General features: G+C 63.8%; 23 protein-coding genes. 10 read left to right on the forward strand and 13 right to left on the reverse strand.

Features of this window, described 5'->3' with window-relative positions; all coding sequences use genetic code 11:
• Positions 1-63: 63 nt before the first annotated feature.
• Positions 64-585, reverse strand: coding sequence for a SprT family zinc-dependent metalloprotease (locus tag AC5O5I_RS05610; protein WP_172285384.1), 522 nt, complete (start codon positions 583-585; stop codon positions 64-66).
• Positions 586-692: 107 nt separating this feature from the next.
• Entirely contained in the window at positions 693-1,292 is a 600-nt protein-coding gene (locus AC5O5I_RS05615) for a Yip1 family protein (RefSeq protein ID WP_172224585.1), read from the reverse strand.
• A gap of 261 nt (positions 1,293-1,553) precedes the next feature.
• On the opposite strand from AC5O5I_RS05615, the gene ttcA reads away from it, so the two are divergent.
• Both ttcA and AC5O5I_RS05625 read left to right on the forward strand, forming a co-directional pair.
• A complete protein-coding gene (gene ttcA, locus AC5O5I_RS05620) occupies positions 1,554-2,378 on the forward strand; it encodes a tRNA 2-thiocytidine(32) synthetase TtcA (RefSeq protein ID WP_172224588.1) in 825 nt (274 codons plus the stop codon).
• 4 nt (positions 2,379-2,382) lie between these two features.
• Positions 2,383-3,054 (forward strand): DNA-3-methyladenine glycosylase I, encoded by a 672-nt coding sequence (locus AC5O5I_RS05625; RefSeq protein WP_494512188.1) that lies wholly within the window; start codon positions 2,383-2,385, stop codon positions 3,052-3,054.
• A gap of 132 nt (positions 3,055-3,186) precedes the next feature.
• Here AC5O5I_RS05625 and AC5O5I_RS05630 read toward each other — a convergent pair whose 3' ends face one another.
• From AC5O5I_RS05630 to arsC, 3 genes are read right to left on the reverse strand one after another with little or no spacing between them, the layout of a single operon-like run.
• Positions 3,187-3,600 carry a DUF2069 domain-containing protein gene (locus tag AC5O5I_RS05630; protein ID WP_172224595.1) on the reverse strand — a complete coding sequence of 138 codons (414 nt, stop codon included), beginning with the start codon at positions 3,598-3,600 and terminating at the stop codon, positions 3,187-3,189.
• A complete protein-coding gene (wrbA, locus tag AC5O5I_RS05635) occupies positions 3,593-4,198 on the reverse strand; it encodes an NAD(P)H:quinone oxidoreductase (protein ID WP_172224597.1) in 606 nt (201 codons plus the stop codon). The genes AC5O5I_RS05630 and wrbA overlap by 8 nt, the downstream gene beginning before the upstream one ends.
• The gene (gene arsC / locus AC5O5I_RS05640; RefSeq protein WP_172224601.1) at positions 4,195-4,548 is read right to left on the reverse strand and encodes an arsenate reductase (glutaredoxin); all 354 of its coding nucleotides are present in this window, start codon (positions 4,546-4,548) and stop codon (positions 4,195-4,197) included. The genes wrbA and arsC overlap by 4 nt, the downstream gene beginning before the upstream one ends.
• An 85-nt stretch (positions 4,549-4,633) precedes the next feature.
• Here arsC and AC5O5I_RS05645 point away from each other — a divergent pair, with 85 nt between their 5' ends.
• Positions 4,634-5,098 carry a peroxiredoxin family protein gene (locus tag AC5O5I_RS05645; protein ID WP_172224604.1) on the forward strand — a complete coding sequence of 155 codons (465 nt, stop codon included), beginning with the start codon at positions 4,634-4,636 and terminating at the stop codon, positions 5,096-5,098.
• Positions 5,099-5,221: 123 nt separating this feature from the next.
• Here AC5O5I_RS05645 and AC5O5I_RS05650 read toward each other — a convergent pair whose 3' ends face one another.
• From AC5O5I_RS05650 to AC5O5I_RS05665, 4 genes are read right to left on the reverse strand one after another with little or no spacing between them, the layout of a single operon-like run.
• Positions 5,222-5,626, reverse strand: coding sequence for an META domain-containing protein (locus AC5O5I_RS05650; protein WP_494512189.1), 405 nt, complete (start codon positions 5,624-5,626; stop codon positions 5,222-5,224).
• A complete protein-coding gene (locus AC5O5I_RS05655; RefSeq protein ID WP_172224610.1) occupies positions 5,623-6,060 on the reverse strand; it encodes a hypothetical protein in 438 nt (145 codons plus the stop codon). Before AC5O5I_RS05655 ends, AC5O5I_RS05650 begins: the two co-directional genes overlap by 4 nt.
• A 31-nt stretch (positions 6,061-6,091) precedes the next feature.
• Positions 6,092-7,081: a 2-hydroxyacid dehydrogenase gene (locus tag AC5O5I_RS05660; protein WP_494512190.1), complete on the reverse strand. Its 990-nt coding sequence runs from the start codon at positions 7,079-7,081 to the stop codon at positions 6,092-6,094.
• Between the two features lie 28 nt (positions 7,082-7,109).
• Complete coding sequence (locus AC5O5I_RS05665) at positions 7,110-9,863, reverse strand: response regulator (RefSeq protein WP_494512191.1); 2,754 nt, start codon at positions 9,861-9,863, stop codon at positions 7,110-7,112.
• Between the two features lie 193 nt (positions 9,864-10,056).
• Between AC5O5I_RS05665 and AC5O5I_RS05670 the strand changes: the two genes are divergently transcribed.
• The 7 genes from AC5O5I_RS05670 (at position 10,057) to AC5O5I_RS05700 (ending at position 18,360) form a co-directional block, all read left to right on the forward strand.
• Positions 10,057-10,776, forward strand: a complete 720-nt coding sequence (locus AC5O5I_RS05670; protein WP_172224619.1) for a response regulator transcription factor — start codon at positions 10,057-10,059, stop codon at positions 10,774-10,776.
• A gap of 3 nt (positions 10,777-10,779) precedes the next feature.
• Positions 10,780-12,141 (forward strand): sensor histidine kinase, encoded by a 1,362-nt coding sequence (locus AC5O5I_RS05675; protein WP_172287301.1) that lies wholly within the window; start codon positions 10,780-10,782, stop codon positions 12,139-12,141.
• 129 nt (positions 12,142-12,270) lie between these two features.
• The gene (cysM, locus tag AC5O5I_RS05680) at positions 12,271-13,170 is read left to right on the forward strand and encodes a cysteine synthase CysM (RefSeq protein ID WP_172224625.1); all 900 of its coding nucleotides are present in this window, start codon (positions 12,271-12,273) and stop codon (positions 13,168-13,170) included.
• Positions 13,171-14,529: a 23S rRNA (uracil(1939)-C(5))-methyltransferase RlmD gene (rlmD, locus tag AC5O5I_RS05685; RefSeq protein WP_172287300.1), complete on the forward strand. Its 1,359-nt coding sequence runs from the start codon at positions 13,171-13,173 to the stop codon at positions 14,527-14,529.
• 98 nt (positions 14,530-14,627) lie between these two features.
• Positions 14,628-16,868 (forward strand): GTP diphosphokinase, encoded by a 2,241-nt coding sequence (gene relA, locus AC5O5I_RS05690; RefSeq protein WP_172229553.1) that lies wholly within the window; start codon positions 14,628-14,630, stop codon positions 16,866-16,868.
• A 92-nt stretch (positions 16,869-16,960) separates the two neighbouring features.
• Entirely contained in the window at positions 16,961-17,794 is an 834-nt protein-coding gene (mazG, locus tag AC5O5I_RS05695; protein ID WP_172229551.1) for a nucleoside triphosphate pyrophosphohydrolase, read from the forward strand.
• 26 nt (positions 17,795-17,820) lie between these two features.
• On the forward strand, positions 17,821-18,360 hold the full coding sequence (locus tag AC5O5I_RS05700; RefSeq protein ID WP_172229549.1) for a DUF2058 domain-containing protein: 540 nt from the start codon (positions 17,821-17,823) through the stop codon (positions 18,358-18,360).
• A 66-nt stretch (positions 18,361-18,426) separates the two neighbouring features.
• Here AC5O5I_RS05700 and AC5O5I_RS05705 read toward each other — a convergent pair whose 3' ends face one another.
• The 4 genes from AC5O5I_RS05705 to purM form a co-directional block, all read right to left on the reverse strand.
• A complete protein-coding gene (locus tag AC5O5I_RS05705) occupies positions 18,427-18,609 on the reverse strand; it encodes a hypothetical protein (protein ID WP_012270943.1) in 183 nt (60 codons plus the stop codon).
• Between the two features lie 173 nt (positions 18,610-18,782).
• Entirely contained in the window at positions 18,783-19,493 is a 711-nt protein-coding gene (locus tag AC5O5I_RS05710; protein WP_172229545.1) for a DUF3108 domain-containing protein, read from the reverse strand.
• A gap of 8 nt (positions 19,494-19,501) precedes the next feature.
• Positions 19,502-20,155, reverse strand: coding sequence for a phosphoribosylglycinamide formyltransferase (gene purN, locus AC5O5I_RS05715; RefSeq protein ID WP_172229543.1), 654 nt, complete (start codon positions 20,153-20,155; stop codon positions 19,502-19,504).
• The gene (gene purM / locus AC5O5I_RS05720; RefSeq protein ID WP_016485267.1) at positions 20,155-21,213 is read right to left on the reverse strand and encodes a phosphoribosylformylglycinamidine cyclo-ligase; all 1,059 of its coding nucleotides are present in this window, start codon (positions 21,211-21,213) and stop codon (positions 20,155-20,157) included. Before purM ends, purN begins: the two co-directional genes overlap by 1 nt.
• Positions 21,214-21,267: the final 54 nt, after the last annotated feature.

A 21,267-nucleotide genomic window follows, 5' to 3' on the forward strand; every position in this document is an offset into this window, starting at 1 on the left:
CCTCTGCTGTACCTGTGGGAGCTGGCTTGCCGGCGATAGGGCCGGTGCAAGGCAAAACCCGGTCTATTCGACCCGCGTCTCGCCGCTGTACACCAGAATCGCTCGGCACCGCTTGCACAGGTACCGCCGCCCTTGACGCACCAGCTTGTGGCGCTGTGCAGTGAAGGGGAAGTCACTCTGCGGGCACGGGCAGCGGTAGATATAGCGAGTGGCCACGCGCCGTTGCACTTCGTAGTTGTGGCAGCGGTTGGGCGGCAGTTCGTAGACCCCGCGCATGATCAGCTGCCATTCCTCGCCATGGGCCTGGATGCGTTCGCCGAACAGCTGGTGGGCCACCAGATGCGCCACTTCATGGGCTACGGTCTGACGCAGGAAATCATCCTGGTTTTCCCGGTACAGCTGCAAGTTGAAGCGCAGCAGGTTCTCGTGCAGGTGCGCGACTCCGGCTTTTTGCCCGCGCAGCCTGAAGCTGACTTCCGGGCGCGGAAAGGGGCGTTTGAAGAAGGTTTCGGCTTGCTGGTAACAGATTTCGACGCGTTGTTTGAGCAACTCGGGCATGGCGGCATGGTTCTCCTGACTGGTCATTATGCCGCAGCCGCGAGCCGCCTGCCGAGCCACCGCCCGTCAGCGCACAGCCAGAGGCCGCCTCGCGGCGGCCTCTGGTTGATGCCCCAGTGTTGGTTGAGTCTGTTCTAGTTGGTGTAGACGGGCCCCACGCCCAGTCCCCAGATGATCACCGTGGCGGCCATGATCGCCACCAGTACCACAAGGCCTACCGCCAGCACCGAGCTGGAGAACAGAAAGCCTTCGTCAGGCGGAATGTTCATGAACGTCGGCAAGCCGACATACAACAGGTACACGGTGTAGCAGATTGCAGCGGTGCCGATCAGCATGCCCAGCCACAAGTGCGGGTACAGCGCGACCAGGCCGCCGATGAACAACGGGGTGGCGGTGTAGGTGGCAAACGCGATGCATTGCGCCATGGACGGGTTGGCATCGTAGGTGCGCGCCATCCAGTGGATGAACGCGCCCATCACCGCAACACCGCCGAGCATTGCCAGGTAAGACATGATGCTCATCCAGAGCGCGCTTTCCATGGTCAGCATCACGGCGGGTCGGTCGCCGATCACCCAGCCAACCTGGGTGGTGCCGATGAACGCCGAAATAGCGGGAATGGCTGCCAGGATCAAGGTGTGCGTCAGGTACATGTGGCTGATGGTTTCTTCTTCGCCACGAATTTCCCGCCATTCCTGGTCGGGATGGGTAAACAGCCCCACAACGTGATGAATCATGCCTTCACTCCTCTCAATGTTGCCAAGCGCCCCCCGAATGGAGCGCATGCGGCCAGGGGCCTGAACACAGATGCAAGCGGTAATGTGGCCTTATGTCGCAGTATAGGAAGCCGTTACCGGCACAAACCGGCCTTTTTAGAGCAAATTGCGCTTTAGGGCGTGCTGCTGATTACATTGAAGTCTTTGTCGGAATGCCTACAGTGATGCCGCGTTTGTGGGTAAAATAGCCGGCTTTTGTCACACCTCGCGGATCCAAGCGCTATGGGCACCCTCTCGGTCAACCAGAACAAACTGCAAAAACGCCTGCGTCGTCTCGCTGGCGAAGCCATCACCGACTACAACATGATCGAGGATGGCGACAAGGTGATGGTCTGCCTGTCCGGCGGCAAGGACAGCTACACCATGCTCGACGTTCTGTTGCACCTGCAGAAGGTGGCACCGATCAAGTTCGAGATCGTCGCGGTGAACATGGACCAGAAACAGCCGGGCTTTCCCGAGCACGTGCTGCCGGCCTACCTGAAGGAACTGGGCGTCGACTACCACATCGTCGAGAAGGATACCTACTCGGTGGTCAAGGAGCTGGTACCCGAGGGCAAGACCACCTGCTCGCTGTGCTCGCGCCTGCGCCGTGGCACCCTGTACACCTTCGCCGACGAAATCGGCGCGACCAAGATGGCGCTGGGGCACCACCGCGACGACATCGTCGAAACCTTCTTCCTCAACATGTTCTTCAACGGCGCGCTCAAGGGCATGCCGCCGAAGCTGCGTGCCGACGACGGCCGCAATGTGGTGATCCGCCCGCTGGCCTACTGCCACGAGAAAGACATCCAGGCCTACTCGGATATGAAAGAGTTCCCGATCATTCCTTGCAACCTGTGCGGCTCGCAGGAAAACCTGCAACGCCAGGTGGTCAAGGACATGCTGGTGGAGTGGGAGCGCAAGCACCCGGGCCGTACCGAAAGCATCTTCCGCGCCATGCAGAACGTGGCGCCGTCGCAACTGGCCGACCGCAACCTGTTCGACTTCACCAGCCTGAAGATCGACGAAAGCGCCACCCCGCGCTTCCTCGACGTGCTGAACATCTGAAGCCATGCGCGATTACCAGTGGCTGCACGAGTATTGCCTGAACCGTTTTGGCTCGGCCCAGGCCCTGGAGGCCTTCCTGCCGCAGCCGCGCACCCCGGCGCAACTGCGCGACATCAGTGACGACCGCTACCTGTCGACCCTGGCCCTGCGCGTGTTCCGCGCCGGGCTCAAGCACAGGCTGGTGGATGCCAAGTGGCCGGTGTTCGAACAGGTGTTCTTCGGCTTCGACCCGGAGAAGGTGGTGTTGATGGGCGCCGAGCACCTGGAGCGGCTGATGCACGACGAGCGCATCATTCGCCACCTGGGCAAGCTCAAGAGCGTGCCGCGCAATGCCCAGATGGTGCTGGATATCGCCAAGGCGCACGGCAGCTTCGGCGCGTTCGTCGCCGACTGGCCAGTGACCGATATCGTCGGCTTGTGGAAGTACCTGGCCAAGCACGGCAACCAGCTGGGCGGGCTCTCGGCACCGCGCTTTCTGCGCATGGTCGGCAAGGATACGTTCATCCCGACCGATGACATGGCGGCGGCATTGATTGCGCAGAAGGTGATCGACAAGCAGCCGACCAGCCTGCGCGACCTGGCGCTGGTCCAGCAGGCGTTCAACCAGTGGCACGAAGAGAGCGGGCGGCCGTTGTGCCAGCTTTCGGTGATGCTGGCGCATACCGTCAACCATTGAGATTGCTGGGGCCGCTGTGCGGCCCAATCGCCGGCAAGCCAGCTCCCACAGAGACCTCACAAGTCCTCAGTACTGTGCAATATCTGTGGGAGCTGGCTTGCCGGCGATTGGGCTGCAGAGCAGCCCCCGAATTCAACTGCCTTCGCCCGCGATGCGCCGCTCATGCTGGAACTTCCAGCGCACATACAGCAGCCCGGCAATGAACAGCCCCAGGCTGACCAGCACCTCAAGCCAGCCAAACACCGCCCGCGCTGGGTCGAACGCTGCCAGCACGCCCTTGATGAAATAAATATTCACCACGAAGCAGGTCCAGGCATGTGCCCGGGCGCTGCCCGACAGCATGCCTGGCAGCAACAGCAGCAGCGGTACCAACTCGATCGCCAGGATCACTTCGACCCGTGCCCCATGCAGGTTCGCGAACCACAGGTTGTTCACCAGTAGCAGGGCGATCAGGCCAAGGAACAACGCAAGGCTCAGCGCCCGCGTCAGGCGCAGGCGCGGTGCCAGCCAATCCAGTGGCGGCAACACCTTGGGCTGTTTAGCCACGCGCGGCCTCCAGGGCTTTGGCGGTGGTCGCCAGGCGTTGCCCAAGGGCGCGGCACAGGGCGATTTCATGTGGGTCGAGTTCACGCTTGCCATCGGCGCCCGCATGATGGCTGGCGCCATAAGGCGTGCCGCCGCCACGGGTGTCCAGCAGCGCCGATTCGCTGTAGGGCAGGCCCATCACCAGCATGCCGTGGTGCATCAGCGGCAGCATCATCGACAGCAAGGTGGTTTCCTGGCCGCCGTGCAGGCTGGCGGTGGAGGTGAACACGCCAGCCGGTTTGCCGACCAGCTCACCGCCCAGCCACAAGCTGCTGGTGCCATCGAGGAAGTATTTGAGCGGCGCCGCCATGTTGCCGAAGCGGGTAGGGCTGCCCAGTACCAGCCCGGCGCAGTGGCGCAGGTCGTCCAGGGTGGCGTACAGCGCGCCACTGGCCGGGATGTCCGGGGCCACCGCTTCGCATTCGGTGGATATCGCCGGCACCGTACGCAGCCGCGCCTCCATGCCGGCCAGTTCGACGCCGCGGGCAATGTGCCGGGCCATTTCGCTGGTCGAACCATGGCGGCTGTAATACAGCACCAGGATGAAGGGCGCGCTCACGGCAGGATCTCCAGCACTTTTTCTGGCGGGCGACCGACCACGGCCTTGTCACCGGCAACCAGGATCGGCCGTTCGATCAGCTTGGGGTGTTGGGCCATGGCTTCGATCAGTTGCGTATCGGTCAGCGCCGGGTCGGCCAGGTTGAGGGTTTTGTACTCGTCTTCGCCAGTGCGCAGCAGTTGGCGTGGGGCGATGCCCAGCTTGCCGAGCAGGGCCTTGAGGGTAGCGGCGTCGGGCGGGGTCTCGAGGTAGCGCACGATGGTCGGCGCCAGGCCGCGGGCTTCGAGCAGTTCCAGCGCGCCGCGGGATTTCGAGCAGCGCGGGTTATGATAGAGCGTCAGGTCGGTCATGTCGGGTCGCATCCAGCAGGGTGTGGCGGCTATTCTAACCGCAGCGACTGACCCATTTGCTTTAAAACTCGAGAAGGATTGACCCATGGCAAGGCGTCTGGCAGCAGTACTGGCCATCACCGCGAGCTTGTTGCTCGGTGGTTGCGGTGCCGATTATGGCGTGGACCAGCACGGTAATACGGTTAAGGCCGAGCAGATCGAAGGGCACTGGCTGGTGCTCAACTACTGGGCTGAATGGTGCGGGCCGTGCCGTACCGAAATCCCTGAACTGAACAGCGCGGCCAAGCAGTGGGCTGCCGACGGCGTCAAGGTGGTGGGGGTGAACTTCGACGGCTTGCAAGGGCAGGACCTGAAGCAGGCCGCGGAAACCCTGGGCATCGGCTTCACCGTGCTGGCCCAGGACCCGGCCGAGCGCTATGACCTGCCTCGCAGCGAGGCGCTGCCGGTCACTTACATCATTGACGACAAGGGCAAGGTGCGTGAGCAACTGATGGGTGAGCAGACCCTGGAAGGGTTGCAGGCCAAGATCAAGGCCCTGAAAGGCGCCTGATATTCGCCTGTGCCGGCCCTGTCGCCGGCAAGCCAGCTCCCACAGGACCGCACAGCATTTGAAACCTGCGTTGTACTTGTGGGAGCTGGCTTGCCGGCGATGAGGCCGGTACAGGTTGGCGCTTCAGCCTTCTTCAGGCCAGAAGCGCAGCGGCTTGCCCTTGGCCGGCCAGAAGCGCATTTGCTCCACCGGCGACACATCCCAGCGCTGCACGGTCTCAAGCGCCTGCAGGAAGCGCTTCTCCTGCTCCATCAACGCCGGCGCGCACAGCTTGCGGGTCTTGCCGACCTTGCCGAAGCTCAGGTGCTTGCCGTCCAGCGTGTAGGGCGCAAACCAGTGGTTGCAGCCGCCGTTGCCATAGGCACGGCCGTCGCTGGCCAGGGTTAGCGTCAGGTGGCTGTAATCGATCAGCGGGCGTTCGCCAATCCATTCCAGCACGTAGCTGCGCTCCTGTTGCAGCTTGGATGGTTCTGCGGCGCAGCCGAGCAGGCCGGTGGCAATCAGCGCGCCGGTCAGCAGATTCTTCACTCGGCGCTCTCCTGGCAACGCGGGCACAGGTGCTTTTCACCACGGCTGGCCCAGCCCAGCTCGGCGATACGCGCGCTGGCGGCTGGCTGGCGGGCTTTCTTGCCCAGCTTGGCGTCGACCGCAAACTCGAAGTCCAGCACGGCGTCGCAGCTGTCGCACTCGACCTGCCAGCTGAGGATTTCCAGCTCGTTGAACAGCGGGCCGCTGGCCACGGCAACCCATTGGCCGCGCGGATTGATCAGGTGGCGCACGCTCTCCACGGTCAGGCGCATGGACAAGTCCTTGCTGCCTTTGAGGGTGACCAGCAGGGTATCGCCTTTGTGCATCGAGCCACCGTTGCCGGTGACCTGGTAGCGGCCCGGCACCAGTGCACGGCACTCGATCAGGGTGTGTTGCGGGTTGAAAAGGGTGTAGCGGAAATCGTGCTCGACCATGGGTCCTCCAGAAATGCCGCGTATCCTAGCATTAACCCGAGACCTGATTCTGCGGATTGCCTGCCGCCCAGCGGCTGATGTTGTCCAGCGTGGTCGCGGCAATGGCATCCAGCGCCTCGCGGGTGAGAAAGGCCTGGTGGGCGGTGATGATCACGTTGGGGAACGTCAGCAGGCGGGCCAGCACATCGTCCTGCAGCGGCAAGTCGGAGCGGTCCTCGAAGAACAGCTGTGCTTCTTCTTCATAGACGTCCAGGCCCAGGTAGCCGAGCTGGCCGCTTTTCAGCGCGTCGATCAGTGCCGGGGTGTCGACCAGTGCGCCGCGGCCGGTGTTGATCAGCATGGCGCCGGGCTGTAGTTGCGCCAGGCTGTGCGCGTTGATCAGGTGCCGGGTGTGCTCGGTCAACGGGCAATGCAGGCTGATGATGCGCGCTTCGCGCAGTAGCTCGGGCAATGTCAGGTAGCGCGCCCCCAGGGCCAGCAGCTCTGGGTTGGGGTAGGGGTCGTAGGCCAGCAACTGGCAGCCGAAACCGGCCATGATACGGGCGAACGCGACGCCGATCTGGCCGGTGCCGACCACACCGACGGTTTTGCCGTGCAGGTCGAAGCCGGTCAGCCCGTGCAGGGTGAAGTCACCTTCGCGGGTGCGGTTGTAGGCCCGATGCAGGCGCCGGTTCAAGGCCAGGATCAGTGCCACGGCGTGCTCGGCCACTGCGTGTGGCGAGTATGCCGGCACGCGTACTACCGCCAGGCCCAGACGCTCGGCGGCGGCCAGGTCGACGTGGTTGTAGCCGGCCGAACGCAGCGCGATCAGGCGTGTGCCACCTTCGGCCAGGCGCTGCAGCACCCCGGCGTCGAGCTCGTCGTTGATGAACGCGCAGACGACTCCGTAGCCGCTCGCCAGCGCGGCGGTGTCGAGGGTCAGGCGGGCGGGTTGGAAATGCAGCTCCAGGCTGCTGCCGATGGCGGCGCGGGTGAAGCTTTCCTGGTCGTAGTGCTGGCTGCTGAATAACAATGCGCGCATGGTGGGGCTCCTTGATCATTGCTCGATTTCAGGCGCTCAGGCGGGCCTGTGCGGCCAGGCGATTGATTGCCGCATCCAGCTCATCCAGGGCCTGTTGCACCAGCGGGCTCTCCTGCTTGAGCAAGGTCTCGCTGCGCTGGCAGGCCGCGCGCAATTGCGGTACGCCGCAATAGCGCGAGGCACCGTTCAGGCGGTGTACCTGTTCGATCAGGCCGTCGCGGTCATCAGCGTCGCGGGCGCTGCGGATGGCTTCGCGGTCGGCATCCAGCGAGGCCAGCAGCATGCTCAGCATGTCGGCCGCCAGATCGGCTTTGCCAGCCGCCAGGCGCAGGCCTTCCTCAGCGTCCAGCACCTTCAGTTCGTCGCCATTGACCAGTTGCTCGGCCTGCAATTGCTGCGGCATGCCAAGGCTGAGGCCGGTCCACTTCATCACCACCTGGGCCAGTTGCCGCTCGCTGATCGGCTTGGTCAGGTAATCGTCCATGCCGCCGTGCAGCAAGGCGCGTTTTTCGTTGGCCATGGCATGCGCGGTGAGCGCGACGATCGGCAGCGGGTTGCCGCTTTGGGTGTTTTCCCACTGACGGATCTGTTCGGTGCAGGCGCGCCCGTCCATGCCCGGCATCTGCACGTCCATCAGCACCAGGTCGAACGGCTCGCCCTGCACGGCCTGTACCGCGGCATATCCGTTGTCGACTGCCAGCACCTCGGCACCCAGGTCTTCAAGAAGCGTCTGCACCAGCAGCAGGTTGGCGGCATTGTCATCGACGCAGAGAATCCTCGGCTGGCGCTGACCATTGGCGCTGGTGACCTCGCCCAGCGGTCGGCGCGGTTGTACCAGTTCCAGCAGCAGGCGGCGCAGCTTGCGCGTGCAGGTCGGCTTGGACAGCAACTGGCCGTGGCCGTTGGGCAGGTAAGGGTGGTACAGCGCCTGCTCGGTGGTTGGGCACAACACTACGCACTGGCACTGGTTGCGCTCGAGCTGCTGGTGGTATTTGCCCAGTTGTTCGGGCGACAGGTTGCCCAGGTTGGCCCCGAGCACGGCCAGCTCGAACGGCTGGCCAGCCTGGCTGGCGGCCTGCACCGCTTGCAGCAGCTGGTCGTAGGTGGCGAACAGGCTGACGCTGAGGCCGCAGTCTTCCAGCTGGTGCTCCAGCGCCTGGCGCGCCAGCTCGTGGCCGTCGACGATGGCAGCACGGCGGCCCAGCAGCGGCTGCAGCGGCAGTTCCTCGATATCGTCGTGGGCCTTGGGCAGGTTGAGGCTGATCCAGAATTGCGAGCCTTCGCCCGGGGTGCTGTCGACGCCAATTTCGCCACCCATCTGCTCGATCAGGCGCTTGGAAATCACCAGCCCCAGCCCGGTACCGCCAGGCTGGCGGGCCAGCGAGTTGTCGGCCTGGCTGAACGCCTGGAACAGCGTGCGCACATCTTGTGGCGACAGGCCGATACCGGTGTCCTGCACGCTGATGCGCAGCTGGGCGTAGTCTTCGTGTTCGTCTTCGAGCATGGCACGCACGACGATGGTGCCTTCGCGGGTGAACTTGATGGCGTTGCTGACCAGGTTGGTAAGGATCTGCTTCAGCCGCAGCGGGTCGCCGACCAGCGACGAGGGCGTATCGCGGTAGATCAGGCTGAGCAGCTCCAGCTGTTTGGCGTGGGCGGCCGGGGCGAGGATGGTCAGGGTGTCCTGGATCAGGTCGCGCAGGTTGAACGGGATACTGTCGAGGACCAGCTTGCCGGCCTCGATCTTGGAGAAGTCGAGGATCTCGTTGATGATGCCCAGCAGGTTGTCGGCAGACTTTTCGATGGTGCTCAGGTAGTCCAGCTGGCGCGGGCTCATCTCGCTTTTCTGCAACAGGTGGGTAAAGCCGAGGATACCGTTGAGCGGGGTGCGGATTTCGTGGCTCATGTTGGCCAGGAACTCCGACTTGATGCGGCTGGCCTCCAGCGCCTCCTTGCGCGCCATGTCCAGCTCGATGTTCTGGATCTCGATGGTTTCCAGGTTCTGGCGCACGTCCTCGGTGGCCTGGTCGATGCTGTGCTGCAGCTCCTCGTGGGCGTTGTGCAGGGTTTCGGCCATGCGGTTGATGCCGCGCCCCAGCTCGTCCAGCTCGTGGCTGCCCATGGCGGGCAGGCGTTCTTCCAGGTGGCCGTCCTTGAGCTGGTTGACCGCGTGCTTGATGCGCTCGATAGGGTCGTTGATGGTGCGGCTCATGCGCAGCGCCAGCAGGCCGCTGAGCACCATGCAGGCGAGGATCAGCAACAGGCTGGTGAACAGGTTGCGGTACCCGCGCAGCAGCGTGCCGTCGTGCGACAGCTCTATCTCGACCCAGCCCAGCAGGCGTTCGGCTTCGGCCGGTACGGCATCGGTGGCCAGGTCGCGGTGGTGGCCGAACACCGGCATCAGGTAGCGGGTGGCGTCATTGCCGCTGCGCTGCAGCAGCTGGGTGCCGGTGCCGCCGCTGGGTGGCTGGTTGAGCATGCTGGGGCCGGCGTGGGCCAGGCGCGTGCGGTCCGGGGCAAGGAAGGCAACTGCGCGCACATCAGTTTGCTCGAGGGTTTGCGCGGCGATGCGCTCCAGTTGCGCCGGGGCCAGTCGGGCCATGGCAGGCGCGGCCAGCGGCGCCAGTTGCTCGGCGATCATCTTGCCCCGCTGCAGCAGCTGGGTACGCAGGTCGTTCTGTTGCAACCAGGTAAAGTAGCTGCCCAGCACCAGGGCCATCAGGCCCGCTGGCAGCAGGGCCAGCAGCAACACGCGGCTGCGGATTCCCAAGCGATCGAGCACACTCGCCTCCTGTGATGTGCCTGGATGCCGTCAAGCGCTGACGGCCAAGCCGGCAAGTTACTCCGGCTGCGATGCTATTGCACCTCTTTAGTAGGTGTTTTGCGCCGCTGCAGGGGCATTGGTCGCAGGGCGGTTGCCTGGCAGGCGTTAGATGCTCAATAATCGCGCAATTGAGAATAAATGGCAGTTGCCAATGAATCCTGTAACTATTTACAACTCCAGCATCCTTGCCATCGAGGATGATCCGGTGCTTGGCGCCTACCTGCATGAAGAATTGCAGCGTGGCGGTTTTCAGGTGACCTGGTGCCGCAACGGCCTGGAGGGCCTGGAAACAGCAGGGCGCCAGGTGTTCGATGTGGTGCTCATGGATATTCTGCTGCCCGGGCTCAACGGCCTGGACGCGCTGGCACAGTTGCGCACGCGCAGCGCCACGCCGGTGATCCTGATGTCGGCGCTGGGCGCCGAGGCAGACCGCATCAGCGGCTTCCAGCGGGGTGCCGACGATTACCTGCCCAAGCCGTTCAGCATGGCCGAGCTGCGGGTGCGCATCGAGGCAATCCTGCGCCGCGTGGCGCTGGAGCGTCGCCACCAGGCCCCGCAGGAGCAGGCCGGCTGTGGCGAACTGCAATTCGACGAGGGGCTGTGCGACGTGCGCCTGGATGGCCGCCTGGCAGGTCTTACCCCCAGCGAATTCCGCCTGTTCGACATCCTCAACCGCAACCTCGACGACGTCCTGAGCAAGCCTTTCCTGTATCAGCAAGTGCTGCAGCGTGGCTATTCGCGGCATGACCGCAGCCTGGACATGCACGTCAGCCAGATCCGTCGCAAGCTCAAGGGCATCGGCTATCACGAACGGCAGATTCGCACGGTATGGGGCAAGGGCTACGTGCTCAGCGCCAGCGAGGTGGAGTGAGGCATGCTCGACCGCCATTCGCTGTTCTGGAAGCTGGCCATCCTGCTGGTGGGCTTCTGCCTGCTGATGATCGGCCTCAGCTACACCTGGGGCCGGCACATGGAAACCCAGAACGCCTTCCTGTCGGAGCCTGCGCGGCAGGCGTTGCGTGGCTACGCTGGCGAGGCCGAGCAGGCCTGGCGCACCGGGGGGCGCACAGGGCTGGACCGCTGGGTGACGACGATGCACCAGCGCGAACGGGGTTGGGTGGGTGTGCTTGATCTGAACTTGCGGCCGCTCGACAGTGCCACCCTGAACCCGCAGATCATGCAGCGACTGACACGCCTGCGCGGGGTCGACTGGCCCATGAGCCGGCGCAGCGTCAACCAGCCATGGGTGCGCATACCGTTCCCGGGGGCGCCGGAGCAGGGCATGCTGGTGATCGAACTGCCGCAGCGGTTCAACCCGGACCAGCACCGGTTGCTGTGGCGCATTGTCACCAACGGCATCATCCCCGGGCTGTTCACCTTGATGCTGTGCGTGGGCCTGTATCGCATGTTGATCGTGCCGCTGAACCAGTTGCGCGAGCAGGCCAATGCCTGGCGCGCCGATCAGCTGTCGGCACGCCTCGACTCGCGCACCATTGCCCGGCATGACGAGCTGGGGGAACTGGCCCGCGCCTTTGACCAGATGGCCGAGCGGCTGCAGGGTACGGTGGCCATGCAGCAGCAGTTGCTGCGCGACTTGTCCCACGAAATGCGCACGCCGCTGAGCCGGCTGCGGGTAGCCTGCGATGGCGAAACCGACCTGCAGCGCCTGCGCGAGCGCCTGACCCGTGAAGTGGACTGCATGCAGCAACTGGTCGAGGACACCTTGCAGCTGGCCTGGCAGGACGCCGAACGTGCGCCGATGAACCTGGAGCCGATCGAGGTCCACGCACTGTGGGAACTGCTGGCCGAAAACGCCAGCTACGAGAGCGGCTGGTCGCCTGTGCGCCTGCGTTGCGAGGTGCCGGCCGATTGCTGGGTGGAGGGCAACCTCAACCACCTGGCCCAGGCGCTGGAGAACATGTTGCGCAATGCCATCCGTCATTCGCCGGCCGGTGGCCTGGTGCGCCTGGGCGGACAGCGCGAAGGTGGTTACTGGTGGCTGTGGCTGGAGGATGAAGGCGGTGGCGTGGCCGAGGATGACCTGGAGCGGATCTTTGCGCCGTTCTCACGGCTGGACGGTTCACGGCCCGGGGACGGTGGCTTCGGGCTGGGGCTGAGCATCGCCCGCAGTGCCATCCAGCGCCAGGGCGGGACCCTGTGGGCGCAGAACGGCAAGCGCGGGCTGCGGCTGTGGATGAGGTTGCCGCTACATGCGCCGGCCGCCGCAGCGGCCTAGACGGCAATCATTCCATTCAAATCAGGCTTATATAGCTTGTAGCTATATGCACCACAGATTGCGTGATATGGCCCGGAAGGGTTTGCCGGTATGATAGGCGCCCCTGCCGTCCGGATTGTGAAACACGCCATGACCTTGCAGTACCCAACCATCGCCGATTGCGTCGGCAATACGCCTCTGGTTCGCCTGCAGCGCATCGCTGGCGAAACCAGCAATACCCTCCTGCTCAAGCTCGAAGGTAACAATCCTGCCGGCTCGGTAAAAGACCGCCCGGCGCTGTCGATGATCACCCGCGCCGAGCTGCGCGGCCAGATCAAGCCCGGCGATACGCTGATCGAGGCTACCTCCGGCAATACCGGTATCGCCCTGGCGATGGCGGCGGCGATCAAGGGTTACAAGATGATCCTGATCATGCCCGACAACTCCACCGCCGAGCGCAAGGCTGCCATGACCGCTTATGGTGCCGAGCTGATCCTGGTGACCAAGGAGGAGGGCATGGAAGGCGCCCGTGACCTGGCCGAGAAGCTGCAGGCCGAAGGCCGCGGCATGGTCCTCGACCAGTTCGCCAACGGCGACAACCCGATCGCCCACTACAACAGCACCGGCCCCGAGATCTGGCAGCAGACCCAGGGCAGCATTACCCACTTTGTCAGCTCCATGGGCACCACCGGCACCATCATGGGCTGCTCGCAGTACCTGAAGGAGCAGAACCCCGCTGTGCAGATCATCGGCCTGCAGCCGATGGAAGGCTCGGCCATTCCGGGCATCCGCCGCTGGCCCGAGGAGTACCTGCCAAAGATTTTCGACGCCACCCGCGTCGACCGTGTGGTCGACATGTCGCAGCAGGAAGCCGAAGACACCACCCGCCGCCTTGCCCGTGAAGAGGGCATTTTCTGCGGTGTGTCCTCTGGTGGTGCGGTTGCAGCCATGCTGCGCCTGTCCCGCGAAGTGGAAAATGCCACGATGGTCGCGATCATCTGCGACCGTGGCGACCGTTACCTGTCCACCGGCCTGTTCGATCCGAGCTAAATGTCCAAGAAAAAAAGCAACAGCGGCCTGCGCTTCCAGCCAGCCGGCGGCAACCGCAGCGCCCAGGTCCCCGTGGGCAAGAAACAGCGCCTGGAAATCGAGCGCCTGGCTGGTGATGGCCGTGGCATCGCCTTTGTCGAGGGGCGTACCTGGTTCGTCAGTGGCGCCCTGGCCGGTGAGGCCGTGGAGGCGCGGGTGCTCAATGCCCGCGGCAAAGTGGTCGAGGCGCGCCTGGAGCGCTTGCTGCAGGCCAGTCCCGAGCGCCGTGAAGCACCGTGCCGCTACTACGACCGCTGCGGCGGCTGCAACGTGCAGCACCTGCCACACGAGGCGCAGCTGGCGCTGAAGCAGCGCACGCTGGCCGAACAGCTGCAGCGGGTAGCCGGGGTACAGCCAGAGGAATGGGCCGCGCCGCTGAGCGGGCCGGAATTCGGCTACCGGCGCCGGGCCCGGGTAGCCGTGCGCTGGGACGTCAAGGCGCGTCAGCTTGAGGTCGGCTTCCGCGCCGAAGCCAGCCAGGACATCATCGCCATCGACGACTGCGCGGTGCTGGTACAGCCCTTGCAGTCGATTCTGCGCCACTTGCCGACCGTACTTCGCTCGCTGGGCAAACCGCAGGCGCTGGGCCATGTGGAATTGTTCAGTGGCACCGCCGAGGCGCTATTGGTGCGCCATGTTGCACCGCTGCCGGCAGACGATCTGGCCAAGCTGCAGGCGTTTTGCGAGCAGGCCAATGCCCAGTTGTGGCTGCAAGGCGAAGGTGAGCCCGCGCCGGTCGATCCGACGGCGCAACTCGGCTTTACCCTGGCGCCGTGGCAGCTGGAGCTGGCCTGGCGCCCGGGCGACTTCGTGCAGGTGAATGCGCAGGTCAACACCGCGATGATCGAGCAGGCACTGGCCTGGCTTGCACCGCAGGCCGAGGAGCGCGTGCTGGACCTGTTCTGCGGCCTGGGCAACTTTGCCCTGCCGCTGGCCCGACAGGCTCGCGAGGTGGTGGCAGTGGAAGGTGTGCAGGCGATGGTTGATCGCGCTGCAGCCAATGCCCGGAACAACAATGTGCATAACGCACGGTTTTTTCAGGCCGATTTATCGCAGCCTTTGGCAGGCGCCGGATGGGCCGCCGAGGGCTTTTCTGCGGTACTCTTGGATCCACCGCGCGACGGTGCGTTCGAGGTGGTGCAAGGCATCGCCCGCCTCAAGGCCAGCAGGCTGGTCTATGTATCGTGCAACCCGGCCACGCTGGCGCGAGACGCCCAGGTGCTGGTCGGCCAGGGGTACCGGTTAAAAAGGGCCGGGATTCTCGACATGTTTCCTCAAACGGCACATGTCGAGGCCATGGCGTTATTCGAAGCGGGCTAGCTGACTGGCCCCTTGGTGCGGCTTCCAGGGAATGGCGGCCGCACGGTGATCGCCAGCGCATCCATTAGTGCTGCGCTGTATGGAAAGGTAAAAAAAAGATGGTACAGGTGAGAGTGCACCAGCCGGTCAATACTGACGGCAGTATCAATCTCGAAGCATGGCTGGACCATGTGGTAAGCGTCGATTCAGCACTGGATCGCGCAGCGCTGAAAGAAGCCTGCGAGTTTGCCCATGAGGTGGAGAAAAAAGGTAACCCGGCCAAGCATTCCTGGGCGGACGGTACGTCCAGCTTCCAGGCGGGCCTGGAAATCGCCGAAATTCTCGCCGACCTCAAGCTCGACCAGGACTCCCTGGTGGCAGCCGTCATCTACCGCTCGGTGCGCGAGGGCAAGGTCACCCTGGCCGAGGTCAGCCAACGGTTTGGCCCGGTGGTGTCCAAGCTGATCGACGGCGTGCTGCGCATGGCCGCCATCAGCGCCAGCCTCAGCCCACGGCAGTCGCTGGTGCTGGGCTCGCAGGCGCAGGTCGAGAACTTGCGCAAGATGCTCGTGGCCATGGTCGACGACGTGCGCGTGGCCCTGATCAAGCTGGCCGAGCGCACCTGTGCGATCCGCGCGGTCAAGGCTGCTGACGACGAGAAGCGCCTGCGTGTCGCACGCGAGGTGTTCGACATCTATGCGCCGCTGGCGCACCGCCTGGGTATTGGTCACATCAAGTGGGAGCTGGAAGACCTGTCCTTCCGCTACCTCGAACCCGACCAGTACAAGCAGATCGCCAAGCTGCTGCACGAGCGCCGGCTGGACCGCGAGCGCTTCATCAGCGATGTGATGAACCAGCTGCAGAACGAGCTGCTGGCCACCGGCGTCAATGCCGACATCAGCGGCCGGGCGAAACACATCTATTCGATCTGGCGCAAGATGCAGCGCAAAGGCCTGGAATTCAGCCAGATCTACGATGTGCGCGCCGTGCGCGTGCTGGTCCCGGAAATCCGCGACTGCTACACCGCGCTGGGCATCGTGCACACCCTGTGGCGGCATATCCCCAAGGAGTTCGACGACTACATCGCCAACCCCAAGGAGAACGGCTACCGCTCGCTGCACACCGCAGTGATCGGCCCCGAGGGCAAGGTGCTGGAGGTGCAGATCCGCACCCACGGCATGCACGAAGAAGCGGAGCTGGGGGTGTGCGCGCACTGGCGCTACAAGGGCACCGACGTCAAGCCCAGCTCCAACCATTACGAAGAAAAGATCTCCTGGCTGCGCCAGGTGCTGGAATGGCACGAGGAGCTGGGCGACATCGGTGGCCTGGCCGAGCAGCTGCGGGTCGACATCGAGCCGGACCGGGTCTATGTGTTTACCCCGGACGGCCACGCCATCGACTTGCCCAAGGGGGCCACGCCGCTGGACTTCGCCTACCGCGTGCACACCGAGATCGGTCACAACTGCCGCGGCGCCAAGATCAACGGGCGCATCGTGCCGCTCAATTACAGCCTGCAGACTGGCGAGCAGGTGGAGATCATCACCAGCAAGCACGGCAACCCCAGCCGTGACTGGTTGAACTCCAACCTGGGTTATGTCACCACCTCGCGGGCGCGGGCCAAGATCGTGCACTGGTTCAAGCTGCAGGCGCGCGACCAGAACGTCGCCGCCGGCAAGACCTTGCTCGAGCGCGAGCTCAGCCGGCTGGGCCTGCCGCAGGTGGACTTCGAGCGCCTGGCCGAAAAGACCAACGTCAAGACCGCCGAGGACATGTTCGCCTCGCTCGGCGCCGGCGACCTGCGCCTTGCCCACCTGGTCAATGCCGCCCAGCAGTTGCTGGAGCCCGACCGCATCGAGCAGATCGAACTGGTACCGCGCAAGCCCACCGGGCCGCGTACCGGCAAGCGTGGAGACATCCAGATCCAGGGTGTTGGCAACCTGCTGACGCAAATGGCCGGCTGCTGCCAGCCGCTGCCCGGCGACGCCATTGTCGGCTACATCACCCAGGGCCGCGGCGTGAGCATTCACCGCCAGGACTGCGCCTCGGTACTGCAGCTGGCCGGCAAGGAGCCGGAGCGCATGATCCAGGTCAGCTGGGGGCCGATTCCGGTGCAGACCTACCCGGTCGACATCGTCATCCGCGCCTACGACCGCCCCGGCCTGCTGCGCGACGTGTCGCAGGTACTGCTGAACGAGAAGATCAACGTGCTGGCGGTGAACACCCGCTCGAACAAGGAAGACAACACCGCGCTGATGTCGCTGACCATCGAGATTCCGGGCCTGGACGCCCTTGGGCGCCTGCTGGGGCGGATCTCGCAGTTGCCGAACATCATCGAGACGCGGCGTAACCGTACCCCTTGAGACCGCGGCGCCTGCTTTGCCGGTAAACCCGCTCCCGCACCTGTGGGAGCAGGTTCACCCGCGAAGAAGCCACCACCGAAGGACCTGCCTGAATGACCTACACCCTCGACGACCTGCTGCACCTCATGGCCCGCCTGCGCGACCCGCAATACGGCTGCCCATGGGACCTGAAGCAGAACTACGCGAGCATCGTCCCGCATACCATCGAAGAGGCCTACGAAGTCGCCGACACCATCGAACGCGGCGATTTCGAGCACCTGCAGGGCGAGCTGGGCGACTTGCTGTTTCAGGTGGTCTACTACAGCCAGCTGGCCCGGGAGGAGGGGCGTTTCGAGTTTGATGGCGTGGTCGACAGCATCACCCGCAAACTCATCCGCCGCCATCCGCATGTCTTCCCCACCGGCGAGCTCTACGCCCCGGTGGATACCCCCAGCCTGAGCGAAGCCCAGGTCAAGTCACGCTGGGAAGAGATCAAGGCCGAAGAACGCGCCGAAAAAAGCCAGCCCGAACAGCTCTCGCTGCTCGACGATGTGCCGGCAGCCTTGCCGGCGCTGTCGCGGGCAGCCAAACTGCAAAAACGCGCGGCCACGGTCGGCTTCGACTGGCCAGCGGCCTTGCCGGTGCTGGACAAGGTGCGCGAAGAGCTGGATGAAGTGCTTCAGGCCATGGCCGATGGCGACGCCGATGCGTTGGAAGATGAAGTCGGTGACCTGCTGTTTGCCGCCGTCAACCTGGCCAGGCACCTCAAGCAGGACCCGGAAAATGCCCTACGCCGCGCCAACCGCAAGTTCGAGCGGCGTTTTCGCTTTATCGAACAGGCATTGCGCGACAGTGGCCGCCCCATTGAAGATTGTAGCCTTGACGAGCTGGACGCCCTTTGGGGTGAAGCCAAACGTCAGGAAAAGAACCTGCCCAGCTGCGGCTGAGCTGTTGCATAAGTGAGTGAACATTCATGAGCCTTTCCCTTCGCGACCAATTGCTCAAAGCCGGTCTGGTCAACCAGAAACAGGTTTCTCAGGCCACCAAGGCCGAGAAGAAACAGAAACGCCTGGAACACAAGGGCCAGGTCGAGGTGGACGACAGTCAGCAGCGCCTGGCCAAGGAAGCCATGGCCGAAAAAGCCAAGCGTGACCAGGAGCTGAACCGCCAGCAGCAGGAAAAGGCCGAGCAGAAGGCCCGTGCCGCGCAGATCAAGCAACTGATCGAAGCTACCCGCCTGCCCAAGCTCAATACCGAGGACTACTACAACTTCGTCGACGACAAGAAGGTCAAGCGCATCGCCGTCAACGCCCTGATGCGTACCCGGCTGAGCAACGGTGCATTGGCTGTGGTGGGCCATGGTGGTGGTTACGAGGTGATTCCGCGAGAAGCGGCAGTGAAGATCCAGGAGCGTGACCCTGGTCGCATCCTGTTGCTCAACACCCATGTCGAGGAAGCGGACGAGGACGACCCGTACGCGGCCTACAAGATCCCTGACGATCTGATGTGGTAAGCACGAAAAACCCCGCCTTGGCGGGGTTTTTCTTTTGAAGGCTGGGTCATTGCGTTGAAAGCCCGGTCATTGCGTGGTGCGCTGGTTTTCCAGGTCTTCCAGTTCTACGCGGTACTGATGCGCTTCGTGCTCATTGTGGAACATGCCCACCAGCTGGCCTTGCTGGTGCACATCCCAGATCCGCACGCCAGCGGCCAGGCCTTCGTGGGACATTTTCGATTCGTCGCGTTCGGTTACTTGGACTGTCATCGGTAAACTCCACTTCTTCAGTTGGCTGCGACACTGTGTCGCACACCTTCTTTATAGAGTTTGTTAGCAGGCTAAGTAAATAAAACAGGCATGAAACAAGTTTCATGTAGGCCGCCCAGCCATGAAAAAGCCCCGCACTGGGCGGGGCTTCAGGTGTTGCTGGCAGGGCAGTATCAGTTGCCTTTCACCGGCTTGCCATCGACCGTGCCATCCTGCAGCACGATCACGTACTCCTTGCCATCGGTCTCCACCTGGCGCAGTTGCACCAGCAAGTAGTCCCAGCTCTTGGCAAACCACAGCTCGGTGATGCGTTTGCTCTGGCTTGGGTCGCGCACGCGCTCGACCTTTACCGCATCGACCTGGCCGGTCTTGGTGGTGACCTTTTCAGTACCCAGTACGCGGAAGTCGTAGGTGTCGATCTCGTCACCATCAACCACCTGGTAAGTCATGCTCTTCTTGCCAGCGGCCACATCATGCTGCAGGGCCAGCTGATAAGACGACTTGTCCAGCACGCCGCGGTTCAGCGGCAGGCTGACGGCATCGCCACGGTCACTGCCAGTGACCTTCTTGGCGGTCCAGTCGAAATTGAGGTCGACCTTCTTGGCCTTGCCCAGGCCACCGCGCTCGAAGTGGTACTTCTGCGGCAGCAGAGTGTCGTTTTCCAGGCGCAGGGTACTTTGCTCGGTCAGGCTGGCGATCATCATGGAAGCCTTGAAGTTCAGGTCCCAGGTACCGTTGGCATTCTTGACCAGGCTGCGCTCGGCGGTGCCGCTCATGGGCAGTTGCTTCCAGTCGGCGGTGTAGCTGGCCGAGAACGGCTTCAGATCAGCTGCCTGGAGGGGCAGGGCGAGCACGGCAAGTGCCAAGAGCAGGGCGCGACGCATAAGTTCTCCTAGGATCGAATCAAATGACCGCTGGCGGGCAGCGGCTGGCCATCCAGTAATGCACCCTGTTCACCAAGACGCAAGCGCCCTTCGGCAAACCAGCGCACTGCCAGCGGATAGATCAGATGTTCCTGACAGTGCACCCGCTGAGCCAGGCTTTCGACGGTGTCATCAGACACCAACGGCACCACAGCCTGTACGACCAGTGGCCCGCCATCGAGTTCCTCGGTCACGAAGTGAACGCTGCAGCCATGCTCGGCGTCGCCTGCCTCCAGGGCCCGGCGGTGGGTATGCAGGCCCTTGTATCTGGGCAGCAACGACGGGTGGATATTGAGCAGACGGCCCTGGTAGTGGCGTACGAAGTCGCCACTGAGGATACGCATGAAGCCGGCCAGTACCACCAGGTCCGGGGCAAAGCCGTCGATGCACGCCATTAGCGCGGCATCGAAGGCTTCACGGCCGTCGTAGCGGGTGTGGTCGAGCACGGCGCTGTCGATGCCGGCGGCCGCAGCGCGCTGCAGGCCGTAGGCATCGGCGCGGTTGGACACCACCGCGCGGATGTGCGCCGTGCTGTCCTGGCCCTGGCAACTGTCGATCAGGGCTTGCAGGTTGCTGCCGGAGCCCGACAGCAGTACCACTACATTGCAGGTCTTGCTTGGCATCAGTGTGCCTTGAGGTTCTGCAGCTCGACCTGGGCAGCGCCTTCAGCGGCCTCGGCGATGTGGCCGATCACCCACGGCTGTTCACCGGCGGCGCGCAATTCGTTCAGGGCCGCTTCGACCTGGTCCTGGGCTACGCAGATGACCATGCCGACACCGCAGTTCAGCACGCGGTGCATTTCATGCTCGTCGACGTTGCCTTTTTCCTGCAGGAAGTCGAACACTACCGGGCGCTGCCAGCTGGCCACGTCGACCACGGCCTGGGCGTTTTTCGGCAGGACGCGCGGAATGTTGTCCAGCAGGCCGCCACCGGTGATGTGGGCCATGGCCTTGACGGCGCCGGTGTTCTTGATCAGCTGCAGCAGCGGCTTGACGTAGATGCGGGTCGGGGCCATCAGCAGGTCGGTCAGCGGCTTGCCATCCAGCTGGGTGTTCTCGATGTCGGTAGCGGACACTTCGAGGATTTTGCGGATCAGCGAGTAGCCGTTGGAGTGCGGGCCGGAGGACGGCAGGGCGATCAGCGCGTCGCCGGTGGCAACCTTGGAGCCGTCGATGATCTCGGCCTTTTCCACCACGCCTACGCAGAAGCCGGCCAGGTCGTAATCTTCGCCTTCGTACATGCCTGGCATTTCGGCGGTTTCACCACCGACCAGCGAGCAACCGGCCAGTTCGCAACCGGCGCCGATGCCGGTCACCACGGTGGCGGCTACGTCCACGTTGAGCTTGCCGGTGGCGTAATAGTCGAGGAAGAACAGTGGCTCGGCACCGCACACAACCAGATCGTTGACGCACATGGCGACCAGGTCCTGGCCGATGCTGTCGTGCTTGTTCAGGTTCAGCGCCAGGCGCAGCTTGGTGCCGACGCCGTCGGTGCCGGAGACCAGCACCGGCTGCTTGTAGCCGGCCGGGATCTCGCAGAGGGCGCCGAAGCCGCCCAGGCCACCCATGACTTCAGGGCGTGCGGTGCGTTTTGCCACGCCCTTGATGCGTTCGACCAGTGCTTCGCCGGCGTCGATGTCTACACCGGCGTCCTTGTAGCTCAGGGAGGGTTGCTTGCTCATTGATCCAGGCCTTTAGGAGGGAGGGATTCTTAAAAACGACCATGACGGCCAAGG

This window comes from Pseudomonas sp. 9_2_1, assembly GCF_059295275.1.

What these genes read in the sequence shown, in the direction of transcription:
- AC5O5I_RS05610 (WP_172285384.1), bottom strand. Translation starts at nt 585, where the DNA reads ATGACCAGTCAGGAGAACCATGCCGCCATGCCCGAGTTGCTCAAACAA.
- AC5O5I_RS05615 (WP_172224585.1), bottom strand. Translation starts at nt 1,292, where the DNA reads ATGATTCATCACGTTGTGGGGCTGTTTACCCATCCCGACCAGGAATGG.
- ttcA (WP_172224588.1), top strand. Translation starts at nt 1,554, where the DNA reads ATGGGCACCCTCTCGGTCAACCAGAACAAACTGCAAAAACGCCTGCGT.
- AC5O5I_RS05625 (WP_494512188.1), top strand. Translation starts at nt 2,383, where the DNA reads ATGCGCGATTACCAGTGGCTGCACGAGTATTGCCTGAACCGTTTTGGC.
- arsC (WP_172224601.1), bottom strand. Translation starts at nt 4,548, where the DNA reads ATGACCGACCTGACGCTCTATCATAACCCGCGCTGCTCGAAATCCCGC.
- AC5O5I_RS05645 (WP_172224604.1), top strand. Translation starts at nt 4,634, where the DNA reads ATGGCAAGGCGTCTGGCAGCAGTACTGGCCATCACCGCGAGCTTGTTG.
- AC5O5I_RS05655 (WP_172224610.1), bottom strand. Translation starts at nt 6,060, where the DNA reads ATGGTCGAGCACGATTTCCGCTACACCCTTTTCAACCCGCAACACACC.
- AC5O5I_RS05660 (WP_494512190.1), bottom strand. Translation starts at nt 7,081, where the DNA reads ATGCGCGCATTGTTATTCAGCAGCCAGCACTACGACCAGGAAAGCTTC.
- AC5O5I_RS05670 (WP_172224619.1), top strand. Translation starts at nt 10,057, where the DNA reads ATGAATCCTGTAACTATTTACAACTCCAGCATCCTTGCCATCGAGGAT.
- AC5O5I_RS05675 (WP_172287301.1), top strand. Translation starts at nt 10,780, where the DNA reads ATGCTCGACCGCCATTCGCTGTTCTGGAAGCTGGCCATCCTGCTGGTG.
- cysM (WP_172224625.1), top strand. Translation starts at nt 12,271, where the DNA reads ATGACCTTGCAGTACCCAACCATCGCCGATTGCGTCGGCAATACGCCT.
- rlmD (WP_172287300.1), top strand. Translation starts at nt 13,171, where the DNA reads ATGTCCAAGAAAAAAAGCAACAGCGGCCTGCGCTTCCAGCCAGCCGGC.
- relA (WP_172229553.1), top strand. Translation starts at nt 14,628, where the DNA reads ATGGTACAGGTGAGAGTGCACCAGCCGGTCAATACTGACGGCAGTATC.
- mazG (WP_172229551.1), top strand. Translation starts at nt 16,961, where the DNA reads ATGACCTACACCCTCGACGACCTGCTGCACCTCATGGCCCGCCTGCGC.
- AC5O5I_RS05700 (WP_172229549.1), top strand. Translation starts at nt 17,821, where the DNA reads ATGAGCCTTTCCCTTCGCGACCAATTGCTCAAAGCCGGTCTGGTCAAC.
- AC5O5I_RS05705 (WP_012270943.1), bottom strand. Translation starts at nt 18,609, where the DNA reads ATGACAGTCCAAGTAACCGAACGCGACGAATCGAAAATGTCCCACGAA.
- AC5O5I_RS05710 (WP_172229545.1), bottom strand. Translation starts at nt 19,493, where the DNA reads ATGCGTCGCGCCCTGCTCTTGGCACTTGCCGTGCTCGCCCTGCCCCTC.
- purN (WP_172229543.1), bottom strand. Translation starts at nt 20,155, where the DNA reads ATGCCAAGCAAGACCTGCAATGTAGTGGTACTGCTGTCGGGCTCCGGC.
- purM (WP_016485267.1), bottom strand. Translation starts at nt 21,213, where the DNA reads ATGAGCAAGCAACCCTCCCTGAGCTACAAGGACGCCGGTGTAGACATC.